Raw genomic sequence first — 15,249 nt, forward strand, 5'->3', positions numbered from 1 at the left:
TACTATTGCGCGGTTGGTTTTAGTAGAGTCTGCCCTTGCGTTTTATGTTCCGCCAGATACTGATGCTGGAATATGCACATGCGAATAGCATTGCGATATTGACCGTTAATAAAGAATTCATGCATCAGTTCACCTTCGACCGTAAAACCGAGCTTACGATAAATATGAATCGCTTTCTCATTCTCTTTATCGACAATCAGATAAAGCTTATAGAGATTAAGAACAGTGAAACCATAATCCATCGCTAATTTCGCGGCGCGGGTTGCCAGACCTTTACCCTGGTATTCCGGGGAGATGATTATCTGAAATTCTGCGCGGCGATGGACGTGGTTAATTTCTACCAGTTCCACCAGACCTGCCTTTTCGCCATCGCATTCCACGACGAAACGACGTTCACTCTGATCGTGAATATGCTTATCGTACAGATCAGAGAGTTCAACAAAGGCTTCGTACGGCTCCTCAAACCAGTAACGCATCACGCTGGCGTTATTGTCGAGTTGATGTACATAGCGTAAATCTTCACGCTCCAGCGGACGTAGCTTAACACTGTGGGCGCTAGTCATAACGTGTCCTTACATTCCTTATATCAATAACAGGTTAGGGGATGATTACGCGACCAGTACGACGGTCCAGGCAGCGTAAAGTATTCGGCTCCCAGTAGGCATTAATATTGGCACTCTGCTCGCATTTATCGCGGCTATCAAATGCGGCGTCAGCTTTATCCCATTCTTTCTCGGTGCGTTTGTTGATTTTTTGACGCAGATTACGCGTGTCATTCCATTGCTCTTTTTCCATTGCTGCCTGCTGGCGACTCTGTGCGCTGTCGCCAGATTCAATCACCAGTTTGTTGGTTTCTGCATGGGTAGTTGCGCTAAATGCCAGTGCGCAAGGCAGCAGAAAAGCGAGCAGGCTGAGTTTTTTGCAGAGAGTGATATTCATGATTCATTCCTTACATGAATGGTTAAGGGCGATTTTACACGATCCACTGTGAACGCGAAACGTACCAGAAGGATGTCTATGTTGATGATATTATGTCGCCCTATAAATATACATGATGTCAATGAGTGACAAAGATGATTAAAACAACGTTACTGTTTTTTGCTACCGCTTTGTGTGAAATCATTGGTTGTTTTTTGCCCTGGCTGTGGCTGAAACGGAATGCCAGTATCTGGTTGTTGGTTCCAGCGGGGATTTCTCTGGCGCTTTTCGTCTGGCTGTTAACGTTGCATCCGGCAGCAAGTGGGCGAGTTTATGCAGCGTATGGCGGTGTTTATGTCTGTACGGCGCTCCTGTGGCTGCGGGTGGTAGATGGGGTGAAGCTCAGTCTCTACGACTGGACGGGAGCGATAATTGCGCTTTGCGGCATGTTGATTATTGTTGCTGGCTGGGGACGCACCTGACTTTTCTGATATGAATAATTATTTGTTATCAATAAGATACGTACTAGTCGAACCCCGGAAAAATAATAAAGTTTGACTGTTTTAGAACTATTCACGGCGCAAATATGCGCCTTTTTTTGTGATCGTTCTGGCTTTTCTTGATCTTAATACTTGTATGGTAGTAGCTCAGTTGCGTAGATTTCATGCATCACGACAAGCGATGCAAGGAATAGAACATGAAGATCGTAGGGGCTGAAGTTTTTGTTACCTGTCCGGGACGTAATTTCGTCACCTTAAAAATCACCACCGAGGACGGTATTACCGGTCTTGGTGATGCCACTCTGAACGGGCGCGAGCTTTCCGTTGCGTCCTATTTGCAGGATCATATCTGTCCGCAACTTATAGGCCGCGATGCCCATCGTATCGAAGATATCTGGCAGTTTTTCTATAAAGGCGCTTACTGGCGTCGCGGTCCTGTCACCATGTCGGCTATTTCCGCTGTTGATATGGCGCTGTGGGACATTAAAGCCAAAGCCGCAAACATGCCGCTTTACCAACTGTTAGGTGGGGCTTCCCGTGAAGGCGTAATGGTCTATTGTCATACCACCGGTCACAGTATTGATGAAGCACTGGATGATTATGCTCGTCATCAGGAACTGGGATTCAAAGCCATCCGCGTGCAGTGTGGTATTCCCGGAATGAAAACGACTTACGGTATGTCCAAAGGAAAAGGGCTGGCTTATGAACCTGCGACCAAAGGGCAGTGGCCAGAAGAGCAGTTGTGGTCAACGGAAAAATATCTCGACTTCATGCCAAAACTGTTCGACGCAGTGCGCAACAAGTTTGGCTTTAATGAGCATGTGCTGCATGACATGCACCATCGTTTAACGCCCATTGAGGCGGCACGCTTTGGCAAAAGTATTGAAGATTATCGCCTGTTCTGGATGGAAGATCCGACACCCGCAGAAAACCAGGAGTGCTTCCGCCTCATTCGCCAACATACCGTAACGCCAATTGCGGTGGGTGAAGTCTTTAACAGCATCTGGGACTGCAAACAGCTGATTGAAGAACAACTTATCGACTATATCCGTACAACGCTGACCCACGCTGGCGGCATCACAGGTATGCGCAGAATTGCCGATTTTGCTTCGCTTTACCAGGTTCGTACTGGCTCACATGGTCCTTCCGATTTGTCACCAGTCTGCATGGCTGCGGCGTTGCACTTTGACTTGTGGGTGCCGAATTTCGGCATTCAGGAGTATATGGGCTATTCAGAACAAATGCTTGAAGTCTTCCCGCACAACTGGAGCTTCAATAACGGCTATATGCATCCTGGTGATAAGCCAGGCATTGGTATCGAATTCGATGAAAAGCTGGCGGCGAAATATCCCTACGAACCTGCCTATCTGCCAGTCGCACGTCTGGAAGATGGCACGCTATGGAACTGGTAAGGAGTCATACAATAATGAAAAGTATTTTAATTGAAAAACCGAATCAACTGGCGATTATCGAACGTGAAATTCCGACCCCGGCAGTGGGCGAAGTACGAGTAAAAGTGAAACTCGCGGGAATTTGTGGATCGGATAGTCACATTTATCGCGGTCATAATCCGTTTGCAAAGTATCCGCGTGTCATTGGTCACGAATTTTTTGGCGTGATTGATGCCGTAGGTGAAGGTGTGGATAACGCCAGAGTTGGCGAACGTGTTGCGGTAGATCCCGTAGTCAGCTGCGGACATTGTTATCCGTGCTCAATGGGTAAGCCCAACGTTTGCACAACTCTGGCTGTATTAGGTGTTCACGCTGATGGTGGTTTTAGCGAATATGCAGTCGTTCCGGCGAAGAATGCGTGGAAAATTCCCGATGGAGTGGCTGATCAGTTCGCTGTAATGATCGAACCATTTACCATTGCGGCGAACGTTACCGGACACGGACAGCCGACTGAAGATGACACCGTGCTGGTTTATGGTGCCGGTCCAATTGGTCTGACTATCGTTCAGGTATTAAAGGGTGTTTATAACGTTAAAAATGTGATTGTCGCCGATCGCATTGATGAACGACTGAACAAAGCGAAAGAGAGCGGGGCAGACTGGGTGATTAATAACAGCCAGACAACGCTTGGCGAAATATTCGCTGAAAAGGGCATCAAACCAACATTAATTATTGATGCTGCTTGCCATCCTTCCATTTTGAAAGAAGCAGTTATGCTGGCTTCTCCGGCGGCACGAATTGTGTTAATGGGCTTCTCCAGTGAACCGTCTGAAGTCATTCAGCAGGGAATTACTGGCAAGGAACTCTCTATTTTTTCTTCCCGGTTAAATGCCAATAAATTCCCGGTCGTTATCGACTGGTTAAGCAAAGGGTTAATTAATCCTGATAAATTAATTACCCATACCTTTGATTATCTGCGTGTTGCTGATGCCATTTCATTATTCGAAAAGGATCAAAAGCACTGTTGCAAAGTTTTACTCACGTTTTCTGAATAATACCAATAATAGCGAATAAGCAGTACGCATCTTACCTCTTATTTAGAGATAATAATTATGACAATAGAAAAACATGAAAGAAGCACTAAGGATTTAGTGAAGGCAGCGGTATCAGGATGGTTAGGTACGGCACTTGAATTTATGGATTTTCAGTTATACTCGCTCGGTGCAGCGTTAGTATTCCATGAAATATTTTTTCCGGAATCATCAACCGCAATGGCGTTAATTCTGGCAATGGGAACCTACGGTGCTGGTTATGTTGCACGTATTGTCGGAGCATTTATTTTCGGCAAAATGGGCGACAGAATAGGGCGTAAAAAAGTGCTCTTTATTACCATCACCATGATGGGGATCTGTACTACCTTAATTGGTGTGTTGCCGACCTATGCGCAGATTGGTGTTTTTGCGCCAATATTGCTGGTGACGCTGCGTATTATTCAGGGGCTGGGGGCAGGCGCTGAAATTTCCGGTGCTGGTACGATGCTGGCGGAATATGCGCCGAAAGGTAAACGCGGCATTATCTCCTCATTCGTTGCGATGGGAACGAACTGCGGTACGTTGAGCGCAACGGCAATCTGGGCCTTTATGTTCTTTATTCTTAGTAAAGAAGAACTGCTGGCATGGGGATGGCGTATACCGTTCCTGGCGAGCGTTGTCGTGATGGTCTTTGCTATCTGGTTGCGTATGAACCTGAAAGAAAGCCCTGTCTTTGAGAAGGTTAACGACAGCAACCAACCTACAGCAAAACCTGCACCTGCTGGTAGCATGTTCCAGAGCAAATCTTTTTGGTTGGCAACGGGTCTGCGTTTTGGACAGGCAGGAAACTCAGGTCTGATTCAAACCTTCCTTGCTGGTTATTTAGTGCAAACTTTGCTGTTCAATAAAGCAATTCCCACAGATGCATTAATGATCAGTTCTATTATCGGTTTTATGACGATTCCTTTCCTCGGTTGGTTATCTGATAAAATTGGTCGTCGTATTCCTTACATCATTATGAATACTTCAGCTATTGTCCTGGCGTGGCCAATGCTTTCTATCATTGTAGATAAAAGCTATGCACCGGGCACCATCATGGTTGCTCTCATTGTGATTCACAACTGTGCGGTGTTGGGATTATTTGCCCTGGAAAATATTACCATGGCAGAGATGTTCGGCTGTAAAAACCGCTTTACCCGAATGGCAATATCTAAAGAAATTGGTGGTCTTATCGCTTCAGGTTTTGGTCCTATTCTGGCCGGTATTTTCTGTACCATGACAGGATCCTGGTATCCGATTGCAATAATGATTATGGCTTATTCCGTCATCGGCTTAATTTCCGCGCTGAAAATGCCAGAAGTTAAAGACCGCGATTTGAGTGCGCTGGAAGATGCTGCAGAAGATCAACCGCGCGTTGTAAGAGCTGCGCAACCTTCAACAAGTCTGTAAATCCAGAATCCCTTCTCTTAGTGAGGAGGGATTTTTTTATTCATATAACAAACCATTCAGCTTGCCATATTGAAATTAAAGGAATTTTCATGGGAAATAATTTGTTATCAGCCAAAGCGACACTCCCTGTTTATGATCGTAATAACCTGGCGCCCAAAATTGTTCATTTAGGGTTTGGTGCATTTCATCGCGCGCATCAGGGCGTGTATGCCGATATCCTGGCAGCCCAGCATCACAGCGATTGGGGCTACTATGAAATGAACCTGATTGGCGGTGAACAGCAAATCATCGATCTAAAACAGCAAGATAATCTCTATACCGTTGCAGAAATGTCGGCTGATGCGTGGACCGCTCGCGTCGTCGGCGTCGTGAAAAAGGCGCTGCACGTACAAATAGATGGCTTAGAAGCCGTGCTGGCCGCGATGTGTGAACCGCAAATCGCAATTGTCTCTCTGACAATCACCGAAAAAGGGTATTTCCACTCTCCGGCGACCGGACAGTTAATGCTGGATCACCCGATGGTAGCTGCCGACTTGCAAAATCCCCACCAGCCTAAAACAGCAACAGGCGTGATTGTCGAGGCGCTGGCTCGCCGTAAAGCCGCAGGACTTCCAGCGTTTACCATCATGTCATGTGACAACATGCCAGAAAACGGTTACGTTATGCGTGACGTTGTCACTTCATATGCCAGGGCTGTAGATGTAAAACTGGCGCAATGGATAGAAGAAAACGTGACTTTTCCGTCGACAATGGTGGATCGCATTGTACCCGCAGTGACGGCAGAAACGCTGGACAAAATCGAATAACTTACCGGCGTGCGCGATCCGGCAGGCGTGGCCTGTGAGCCTTTCCGTCAGTGGGTTATTGAAGATAATTTTGTTGCCGGACGCCCTGAATGGGAAAAAGTCGGTGCTGAACTGGTCAGCGATGTACTACCTTATGAAGAGATGAAACTGCGTATGCTCAACGGCAGCCATTCATTCCTGGCGTATCTGGGCTATCTGGCGGGATATCAGCACATTAACGACTGTATGGAAGATGGAAATTATCGTCATGCAGCACATGCCTTGATGTTGCAGGAACAGGCGCCCACGCTGAAAGTGCAGGGGGTGGATCTGCAAGATTATGCCGATCGACTGATTGAACGCTACAGCAACCCTGCTTTACGCCACCGAACCTGGCAGATTGCAATGGATGGTAGTCAGAAACTGCCGCAGCGGATGCTGGATTCAATTCGCTGGCATCTGGAACATGACAGCGCGTTCGATCTGCTGGCGTTGGGTGTTGCTGGTTGGATGCGTTATGTTGGCGGTGTTGATGAACAGGGAAATCAGATTGAGATTAGCGATCCGTTACTACCGGTCATTCAAAAGGCTGTGCAAAGTAGCGCCGAAGGGAAAAAGCGTGTGCAGTCGTTGATGGCGATTAAGGCGATATTTGGCGATGATTTGCCGAACAATAGCTTGTTTGTTGCAAAGGTGACGGAAGCGTACTTGTCTTTATTAGCGCATGGCGCGAAAGCGACCGTAGCGAAATATATCGTGAAGTAAAAACAGCAATGCCGCCATCGGCGGCATTCACACGCTTAGTTCATGCCGAGACGAATCAGGTCCAGAGGCGCGAGTTTTTCATCACAACCTTCAACAACCACGGTTTTACCGCGACGGATTTGCTCTGCGGTCAGACCTTCAGTGTCAATCGACAGGATCTTGCCAGTGTGACCGGTGCCGCTAACCATAACACGGCTGCCAGTGGTGATTGCGTTACGGTTACGATCGTAGGTCGTCATAGGTGTTTTCTCCTTTCTGATTTACAGTCGAAGCCCACGTAACGGGCACAATATAAATACTCCTGTCGAGTGAATATTTTTTTGTTTATGATCAAGTTCACATCTTTTTTGATGCTTGCATGAACCAGAAGAAGGGGATGGACTCTCACCCCGGATGGGATGAGAGGAAATGAATTACTCTTCGCTAAACCAGTCGCTATTTTCCTGGCGGATCAGCTGCACGGATTCACTTATTTCCTGCAAATGCAGAGTCATTGCTTTTTCTACCGCATCGCCATCATGTTTTTGTAGAGCAGTAAAAATATCCATGTGTTGACGTAATAACATATCGGGCGGCGATACGTGGTCAAAGCTCATATAGCGCACGCGGTCAACAGTTGCTTTCAGGTTTTCAATGGTGTCCCACGCAAGCTGACAGTCGGCAATCTGCGTCAGAATTTGATGGAAGTTATCATCCAGCTCAAAAAAATCATCCAGCTGTTTGCGTTCAATGGCAATACGTTGTTGGTGGAGATTTTGCTCAAGCTGATAGCACTGGCTATCGGTAATCATGGTCGCCGCCCGGCGGGCAACGGCACACTCAATAGCCTGACGAATAAAACTACCGTTGCGTACCTGAGTCATGGAAATTTTATTGACGTAGCTGCCACGCTGCGGGCGAATTTGAATCAGGCCGTTTTCTGCCAGTTTAATGAAGGCTTCACGAACCGGCTGGCGTGACACATTGAAACGAACAGAAACTTCTTTTTCCGACAACGGTGTGCCCGGTGGAATTAGGCAATGGACAATGTCGCGGCGAAGAATACGATAAATTTGCTGATTGACAGGTTGTGTGGGATTAAGTTGCGTTTCGACGGTCATTCGTTCTTGCTTGTGAGTGGGTTAACTGCGTGAGTCTACCACTTTTTTGTGACAAGCAATAACCCGGCGGTTAAGCCGGGTATAAAAATTAATGGCGATGGACATTCAGTCCGGCATAGCTTTGGGTAACCGGCATCATTTCCAGAGTATTGATGTTGACGTGAGCAGGGAGTGTGGCAACCCACCAGACTGCTTCGCTGACATCTTCTGGCGTCAATGCAACGGTATTTTGATAGGTTTTTTCCGCTTTATCGTCGTCGCCTTTAAAGCGGACATTGGAAAACTCGGTGCCACCCACCAGACCTGGCTCGATGTCGGTGACACGTACTGCCGTACCATGCAAGTCAGTGCGCAGATTCAGGCTGAACTGACGAACAAACGCTTTTGTCGCGCCATAAACGTTACCACCAGCATACGGCCAGCTACCCGCCGTTGAGCCAATGTTAATAATATGACCATGATTACGCTCGACCATGCCAGGCAGGACAGCGCGGGTCATATACACCAGGCCTTTATTGTTGGTATCAATCATGGTTTCCCAGTCTTCAACGCTGGCTTTATGTGCAGGTTCCATACCCAGCGCCAGTCCAGCATTGTTTACCAGAATATCGATATTACGCCACTCGGCAGGAAGCGAAGTCAGCATCTCTTCAATGGCGGCGCGGTTGCGAACGTCCAGTTGGGCGATATACAAATTATCGCCCAGTTCGTCTTTTAACTCCTGCAACCGTTCCTGGCGACGGCCAGTGGCGATAACTTTATGCCCTTGTTGAATAAAACGACGCGTAATGCATTCACCAAAACCTGCCGTTGCTCCAGTTACTAAAACGATCATCTCACTGTTCCTCAACGATTTTGTGTGTCAATAACATAGCACGTGATGCTTAAGAGCGGGTAATACTGGTTTGCAAGATTGCACTCCGTTATTAGTAAGCCTACGCTATGAAACACCTCGTTTTCAGGAGTAGAAAATGTCAACGACGAATCCTTTCCTTACGCAGAGTACTCTGCCGTATATGGCTCCCCATTTTGATCAGATTGAAAATCAACACTATCGCCCGGCATTCGATGAGGGGATGCGGCAAAAGCGGGTTGAGATAGAGGCGATAGCTTTAAACCCGCAGACGCCCGATTTTAATAACACTATTCTGGCTCTCGAAAAGAGCGGGGAATTACTCACTCGTGTTACCAGCGTCTTCTTTGCCATGACCTCGGCGCATACTAATGATGAATTACAGCGTCTTGATGAACAGTTCTCGGCGGAACTGGCGGAACTGGCGAATGATATCTACCTGAATGGTGAATTATTCGCGCGGGTAGATGCTGTCTGGCAGCGGCGCGAAACGCTGGGTCTTGATAGTGAATCTATTCGTTTGGTTGAAGTTATTCATCAACGTTTTGTTCTTGCCGGTGCCAAACTTGAAAATGCTGATAAAGCAAAATTAAAAGTGCTGAACACAGAAGCCGCAACCCTGACCAGTCAGTTTAACCAGCGATTATTAGCCGCGAACAAATCCGGTGGGCTGGTGGTTGACGATGTTCAGCAACTGGCAGGCATGAGTGAGCAAGAAATTGCGCTGGCGGCTGAGGCGGCCCGCGAGAAAGGTCTGGAAAACAAATGGCTTATTCCATTGCTGAATACCACGCAACAACCGGCGCTTGCGGAACTCCGCGATCGTTCTACACGTGAAAAACTGTTCACTGCGGGGTGGACACGCGCGGAAAAAAACGATGGCAATGATACTCGTTCCATTATTCAACGGCTTGTGGAGATCCGCGCCCAACAGGCGAAACTACTTGGTTTCCCTTATTATGCCGCATGGAAAATTGCCGATCAGATGGCAAAAACACCAGAAGCAGCACTCAACTTTATGCGGGAAATTGTTCCGGCGGCACGTCAACGTGCGAGCGATGAATTAGCGTCTATACAGGCGGTTATTGATAATCAGCAGGGCGGGTTCAGCGCCCAGCCGTGGGACTGGGCATTTTATGCTGAACAGGTGCGGCGGGAGAAATTCTGTCTCGATGAGGCGCAGCTTAAACCTTATTTCGAATTAAACACGGTGTTGAATGAAGGTGTATTCTGGACCGCCAATCAGCTCTTCGGTATTAAGTTTGTCGAACGTTTTGATATTCCTGTTTACCATCCTGATGTCCGCGTATGGGAAATTTTTGATCATAATGGCGAGGGACTGGCGTTATTTTACGGTGATTTCTTCGCCCGTGATTCAAAAAGCGGCGGCGCATGGATGGGTAATTTTGTAGAGCCATCTACGCTCAATGAAACACGCCCGGTAATCTATAACGTTTGTAATTATCAGAAACCGGCAACAGACGAACCCGCATTGTTGCTGTGGGACGATGTTATTACATTATTCCATGAGTTTGGGCATACGTTGCACGGTCTGTTTGCCTGCCAGCGTTATGCCACGCTTTCTGGCACCAATACACCACGCGATTTTGTCGAATTTCCTTCGCAAATCAACGAGCATTGGGCAATGCATCCGCAGGTATTCGCGCGCTACGCCCGGCATTATCAGACCGGGAAAGCAATGCCGGAAGAGTTGCAACAAAAAATGCGTAATGCCAGCCTGTTCAATAAAGGTTATGAGATGAGCGAACTGCTTAGCGCCGCACTTCTTGATATGCGCTGGCACTGTCTGCAAGAGCATGAAGCGATGCAGGATGTGAATGATTTCGAACTGCGGGCGCTGGCGGCGGAAAATATGGATCTTCCCGCCGTACCGCCACGTTATCGCAGCAGTTATTTCGCCCACATTTTTGGTGGCGGATATGCGGCGGGATATTACGCCTATTTGTGGACGCAAATGCTGGCAGACGATGGTTATCAATGGTTTGTCGAGCAGGGCGGCTTAACGCGTGAGAATGGGCAACGTTTTCGCGAGGCGATTCTTTCCAGAGGCAACAGCGAAGATTTAGAACGCCTGTATCGTCAATGGCGCGGTAAGGCACCACAGATTGCACCGATGTTGCAACATCGCGGGCTGGACGTCTAATTTTCTGTAAATATGGCTGGTCTGGCGTGAAGCCAGGCCAGAACGTCACTCCAGTAATTTCAAAAGCTGCGCCAGTGCAAATCGAACCGCCAATGCTAATACCGTTTCGCAATCGCCATCAAAATGCATAACCGCAGTATGCATTTTTCCTTTAATATTCCATGCGAACCAGACTGTGCCTGCGGGCGTACCATCCTGCCCACCTTCAGGCCCACCGTAGCCGGTAATGGCAATACTAATATCGACATCTGCGCGCTCTTTGGCACCAGTTGCCATTTCTGCCGCTATCTTCTCACTCACTGCCGTATATTTCTCAAGAGATTGCTGACTGACGCCAAGGATTTTCATTTTGGCTTGATCGGTAAAGGTGACAAAGCCTGCGCCGTAAAACTTTGGTGTGTCTTCAGCAGCACACAGCGCGCAAGCCAACTTACCGCCAGTGCATGATTCGGCGGTAGTTAAGCGTAATTGATCAGCGATAAGTCTTTGGCTCAACGCGGATGTCAGGTTTTCAATGGTATCGCTATCTGCAAGTTGTACAATTTTATTGCTATTAATGTTCATCGTTGTTTGTCCACGTTATTAGCTGCAAAGATGATTTGCCTTTTTTGTATGTTCTTTCACTATAATAAAAATCAAATTTATAAAGCCGATTATTCTGAAAATATACTTAGGACTTAAACACAGCTTTCTTTAATCTTTTTATTGTCTTTTTGAGTTAAATTTGCTGAAGATTTTGTTGCTAGCTGACTGATTTTAATTGTTTTATAACAATCAGTATGATTCTTATTTGTCAATTATAAAAATAGCAACCAGACTTAAAAAGTCAAACCAAACGCAATTAAGGAGTCAGTATGAAATTTCAGGCCATTGTATTAGCAGGTTTTCTTGTCATGCCTTATGCGTTAGCGGATGACCAGGGCGGCTTAAAACAGGATGCTGCGCCACCACCGCCACATGCAATAGAAGACGGCTATCGCGGAACTGATGATGCAAAAAAAATGACCGTTGATTTTGCGAAAACTATGCATGATGGTGCCTCAGTTTCATTACGAGGTAATTTGATTTCCCACAAGGGTGAAGACCGTTACGTTTTTCGCGATAAGAGCGGTGAAATTAATGTTGTTATTCCTGCTGCCGTTTTTGATGGACGACAAGTTCAGCCTGACCAGATGATCAACATTAGCGGGAGTCTGGATAAGAAAAGCACCCCAGTCGTCGTTCGAGTCACACATCTGCAGAAATAGTCACAAAAATAAATGCGTCTGATGGCCCAATCAATTGGGGCATCAGGCTTTGCTGTTTATGTTATTTGCCTCTGTTTTATGGCGCAAGGAAGAGATAATTTACAGAATTAAACACTTTTTTATCTGCTTATTTTGTTTTAAATCACAATGTTATCTTTAACGTCGTCTCAGATTAGGATTTCTATTAAAATATTGACGTAATTTTTCTTTTCTCTCGGTAGAATACCGCGCACAAGGAACTGTGAAAAAGGAGTGGCAATGATCAAGAAGACAACGGAAATCGATGCCATCTTGTTAAATCTCAATAAGGCTATCGACGCCCATTACCAATGGCTGGTGAGTATGTTTCACAGCGTGGTAGCGAGAGATGCCAGTAAGCCAGAAATTACGGATAACCATTCTTATGGACTGTGCCAGTTCGGTCGCTGGATTGATCATCTGGGGCCACTCGATAACGATGAATTACCTTACGTTCGGCTAATGGATTCTGCCCATCAACATATGCATAACTGTGGTCGGGAATTAATGTTGGCTATTGTCGAAAATCGCTGGCAGGACGCTCATTTTGATGAATTTCAGGAAGGGTTACTTTCTTTTACGGCAGCATTAACCGATTACAAAATTTATTTGCTGACTATTCGTAGCAATATGGATGTTCTGACTGGATTACCTGGTCGTCGGGTTCTTGATGAATCCTTTGATCATCAATTACGTAATGCTGAACCACTGAATCTCTATTTAATGCTGCTGGATATAGACCGATTTAAATTGGTTAATGATACCTACGGGCATTTAATCGGTGATGTGGTATTACGCACCCTGGCAACTTACTTAGCTACCTGGACACGTGATTATGAAACGGTTTATCGCTATGGCGGCGAAGAATTTATCATCATTGTCAAAGCTGCAAATGATGAAGATGCCTGTCGTGCCGGAGTACGCATTTGCCAGCTAGTCGATAACCATGCAATCGCACATTCTGAAGGGCATATCAACATAACCGTGACCGCAGGTGTGAGCCGTGCATTTCCTGAAGAACCGCTGGATGTAGTCATCGGAAGAGCAGACCGGGCAATGTATGAGGGTAAGCAAACCGGAAGAAATCGCTGCATGTTTATTGACGAACAAAACGTGATTACCCGAGTTTAAGCGCCGTTTAACATTCATTGAGAAAAATAGTGCTACTGTGTCAATGATCCGTTACCAGTGCAGAGAAACGCCTGTTAGCGCAAAAGTAAAAACACAAATCTATCCATGCAAGCATTCACCGCCGGTTTACTGGCGGTTTTTTTTCGCCATCAGAAAAATCAGGCCCCTTGTACACAATTGTAACAAGGGGCCGGTTAGGTGAGGGATTATCTCCGTTCATTAGTCATCCCATTTGTGGCTGAAATACGCGGCCAGAAAGCCAGAAAATAAAATTATTCCCAGCACAGCTATAAAAACATTCATATTACCCAGCATTATTTGCCTCCGTTTATGGTGTGGTGTGTTTCCTCTCTTACCTTAATTTTCATCTCAATGAGAAAGATATTAGCAGAGGTAACCTAAACGAAGGCTGAATTAGAGGGTTAATGTGATGAGGAGCGGCTGTTTTTCCGATATTGTGAAGGGGATAATAAAAAACGCTGGTGAAAATGATGACGCAGTAAAGATGAATTACCAAACCCCGTCAGCTCGGCAATTTTATCGATGCTAAACGACGAATTTTGCAGATAATCCTCCACTCGCATTAATCGCTCATTGAGAAGCCAGCGGGCGGGTGTCATACCCGTTAAGGCGACAAAACGTCTTAAAAAAGTACGTTGACTCATATTCACTCGTCCGGCGAGAGAGGCAACGGTATGCGTTTGTGCCAGATTTTGCTGTAAAAAGTCGAATAATGCGCCTAACGTATGGCTTTCACGCGGCGCAGCCATCGGGCGTGTCAGGTTTTGTGGTTGCTCACCGTGGCGATGTGGCTGAATGACCAGCCGCCGGGCGACATTATTAGCAATTTCGTGACCATAATCTTTGCGCACGATATGTAAGCACAGATCGATCCCTGCTGCGCTTCCGGCGGATGTCATCACTTGTCCTTCATCCTGATATAACACATTGTCACTTACGTGAATTGAAGGGTAACGATGCTGGAGTTGTTCAGTGTAGCGCCAGTGGGTGGTCGCTTTTCGCTGGTGAAGAAGGCCTGCGGCGGCAAGGACAAATACGCCCGAGCATATCGATACCAGACGACTACCGCGTTGATGTGCTTCGCGCAACACCTGACATAGTACTTCTGGTACTGTTGCATCTATACCGCGCCAGCCTGGAATAATAATCATATCGGCTTCAGTCAGTAGCTCCAGCCCGCCATCCGCAACTACGTGGATCCCGCCAGTAGCTTGCAGCGCGCCGGGTTCTACCGCCGCAACAGCAAACCGATACCAGTTATCGCCGAGTTCCGGGCGTGGCAGACCGAAGATTTCAACGGCTACACCGAATTCAAAAGTACAAAGCCCGTCATAGGCCAGCACAGCGACTAGCGGTCGTTGTACTGTTGTCATCATTTTGCTTTTTTCTGGCATATCGGAAGGCGGTCAGTGAAAGGTTGATTGGTTACATTATTGTTAACACAACAACCCAAAAGGAAAAAGCAATATGCGTTATGTCACTGAATTTACCGCAGCGATGCCAGAAGCTGCCGAAGCTCATTTTCTCGCGCGTTTGAGTGTCGAAACGGATTGCGCCGATGTTCATGACTCGCTGGCCTACATTGGCGATGATTTCGTTTTGCTGCATGTGGTCGGGCGTGAAGAGGATTTCGCCCGTCGGCATGTCCCCGGCGCGATTCATCTGCCCCATAAGCAAATGACCGAAGAGAGAATGGCTCAATGGTCGGAAGATACTCTGTTTGTGGTGTATTGCGCGGGGCCACATTGTAACGGCGCAGACCGTGTGGCACTCAAACTGGCTCGGTTAGGAAGGCCAGTTAAAATCATGATCGGCGGGGTAACCGGCTGGGAAGATGAAGGCTACGCCTTTGCAACAGGAAAATAATGAGTCAAGC

At 46.9% G+C, this 15,249-nt stretch carries 17 protein-coding genes and 1 pseudogene; 9 read left to right on the forward strand and 9 right to left on the reverse strand.

All coding sequences use genetic code 11. The annotated features are described in order from the left end of the window. Positions 1 to 2: 2 nt before the first annotated feature. On the reverse strand, positions 3 to 563 hold the full coding sequence (gene speG / locus HEN21_RS01425; RefSeq protein ID WP_000199501.1) for a spermidine N1-acetyltransferase: 561 nt from the start codon (positions 561 to 563) through the stop codon (positions 3 to 5). A gap of 34 nt (positions 564 to 597) precedes the next feature. Next, positions 598 to 939, reverse strand: a complete 342-nt coding sequence (locus HEN21_RS01430) for a DUF1283 family protein (RefSeq protein WP_001027859.1) — start codon at positions 937 to 939, stop codon at positions 598 to 600. A 134-nt stretch (positions 940 to 1,073) separates the two neighbouring features. Here HEN21_RS01430 and HEN21_RS01435 point away from each other — a divergent pair, with 134 nt between their 5' ends. The 5 genes and pseudogenes from HEN21_RS01435 to HEN21_RS01455 all read left to right on the forward strand — a co-directional run bounded on the left by HEN21_RS01435 (position 1,074) and on the right by HEN21_RS01455 (position 6,839). Further along, entirely contained in the window at positions 1,074 to 1,400 is a 327-nt protein-coding gene (locus HEN21_RS01435) for a YnfA family protein (protein WP_105284851.1), read from the forward strand. Positions 1,401 to 1,615: 215 nt separating this feature from the next. Beyond that, a complete protein-coding gene (gene rspA, locus HEN21_RS01440) occupies positions 1,616 to 2,830 on the forward strand; it encodes a starvation-sensing protein RspA (RefSeq protein WP_176252601.1) in 1,215 nt (404 codons plus the stop codon). Between the two features lie 14 nt (positions 2,831 to 2,844). Next, on the forward strand, positions 2,845 to 3,864 hold the full coding sequence (locus HEN21_RS01445) for a Zn-dependent oxidoreductase (protein WP_105284853.1): 1,020 nt from the start codon (positions 2,845 to 2,847) through the stop codon (positions 3,862 to 3,864). Between the two features lie 57 nt (positions 3,865 to 3,921). Continuing rightward, positions 3,922 to 5,289, forward strand: coding sequence for an MHS family MFS transporter YdfJ (ydfJ, locus tag HEN21_RS01450; RefSeq protein WP_000151240.1), 1,368 nt, complete (start codon positions 3,922 to 3,924; stop codon positions 5,287 to 5,289). Between the two features lie 89 nt (positions 5,290 to 5,378). Then, positions 5,379 to 6,839: pseudogene (locus HEN21_RS01455) on the forward strand (mannitol dehydrogenase family protein). Positions 6,840 to 6,874: 35 nt separating this feature from the next. Here the strand turns inward: HEN21_RS01455 and ydfZ are convergent. The 3 genes from ydfZ to ydfG all read right to left on the reverse strand — a co-directional run bounded on the left by ydfZ (position 6,875) and on the right by ydfG (position 8,774). After that, positions 6,875 to 7,078, reverse strand: a complete 204-nt coding sequence (gene ydfZ, locus HEN21_RS01460) for a putative selenium delivery protein YdfZ (protein ID WP_000214710.1) — start codon at positions 7,076 to 7,078, stop codon at positions 6,875 to 6,877. 174 nt (positions 7,079 to 7,252) lie between these two features. Further along, entirely contained in the window at positions 7,253 to 7,939 is a 687-nt protein-coding gene (gene rspR, locus HEN21_RS01465) for a DNA-binding transcriptional regulator rspR (protein ID WP_000215571.1), read from the reverse strand. Positions 7,940 to 8,027: 88 nt separating this feature from the next. Then, positions 8,028 to 8,774, reverse strand: coding sequence for a bifunctional NADP-dependent 3-hydroxy acid dehydrogenase/3-hydroxypropionate dehydrogenase YdfG (gene ydfG, locus HEN21_RS01470; RefSeq protein ID WP_010346482.1), 747 nt, complete (start codon positions 8,772 to 8,774; stop codon positions 8,028 to 8,030). Positions 8,775 to 8,910: 136 nt separating this feature from the next. Between ydfG and dcp the strand changes: the two genes are divergently transcribed. Beyond that, the gene (dcp, locus tag HEN21_RS01475) at positions 8,911 to 10,956 is read left to right on the forward strand and encodes a peptidyl-dipeptidase Dcp (RefSeq protein ID WP_176252602.1); all 2,046 of its coding nucleotides are present in this window, start codon (positions 8,911 to 8,913) and stop codon (positions 10,954 to 10,956) included. A 45-nt stretch (positions 10,957 to 11,001) separates the two neighbouring features. Here dcp and HEN21_RS01480 read toward each other — a convergent pair whose 3' ends face one another. Then, entirely contained in the window at positions 11,002 to 11,520 is a 519-nt protein-coding gene (locus tag HEN21_RS01480; protein WP_105284856.1) for a 2-oxo-tetronate isomerase, read from the reverse strand. A gap of 290 nt (positions 11,521 to 11,810) precedes the next feature. Between HEN21_RS01480 and ydeI the strand changes: the two genes are divergently transcribed. Then, on the forward strand, positions 11,811 to 12,203 hold the full coding sequence (gene ydeI / locus HEN21_RS01485) for a YdeI family stress tolerance OB fold protein (RefSeq protein ID WP_016158249.1): 393 nt from the start codon (positions 11,811 to 11,813) through the stop codon (positions 12,201 to 12,203). A gap of 258 nt (positions 12,204 to 12,461) precedes the next feature. After that, positions 12,462 to 13,352, forward strand: a complete 891-nt coding sequence (gene dgcZ, locus HEN21_RS01490; RefSeq protein ID WP_016158250.1) for a diguanylate cyclase DgcZ — start codon at positions 12,462 to 12,464, stop codon at positions 13,350 to 13,352. A gap of 115 nt (positions 13,353 to 13,467) precedes the next feature. On the opposite strand, the gene mgtT is transcribed toward dgcZ, so the two are convergent. From mgtT to ftrA, 3 genes are all read right to left on the reverse strand, one after another. After that, positions 13,468 to 13,572 carry a protein MgtT gene (gene mgtT / locus HEN21_RS22945; protein ID WP_214678006.1) on the reverse strand — a complete coding sequence of 35 codons (105 nt, stop codon included), beginning with the start codon at positions 13,570 to 13,572 and terminating at the stop codon, positions 13,468 to 13,470. Continuing rightward, a complete protein-coding gene (mgtS, locus tag HEN21_RS01495) occupies positions 13,572 to 13,667 on the reverse strand; it encodes a protein MgtS (protein WP_000901364.1) in 96 nt (31 codons plus the stop codon). The genes mgtT and mgtS overlap by 1 nt, the downstream gene beginning before the upstream one ends. A 107-nt stretch (positions 13,668 to 13,774) precedes the next feature. Next, positions 13,775 to 14,746, reverse strand: a complete 972-nt coding sequence (gene ftrA / locus HEN21_RS01500) for a transcriptional regulator FtrA (protein ID WP_123058451.1) — start codon at positions 14,744 to 14,746, stop codon at positions 13,775 to 13,777. A gap of 94 nt (positions 14,747 to 14,840) precedes the next feature. Between ftrA and HEN21_RS01505 the strand changes: the two genes are divergently transcribed. Further along, entirely contained in the window at positions 14,841 to 15,239 is a 399-nt protein-coding gene (locus HEN21_RS01505; RefSeq protein WP_176252743.1) for a rhodanese-like domain-containing protein, read from the forward strand. The last annotated feature ends 10 nt before the right edge of the window (positions 15,240 to 15,249 follow it).

Origin of the sequence: Escherichia sp. 93.1518 (genome assembly GCF_013368915.2) — a bacterium.
GTDB lineage: Bacteria > Pseudomonadota > Gammaproteobacteria > Enterobacterales > Enterobacteriaceae > Escherichia > Escherichia ruysiae.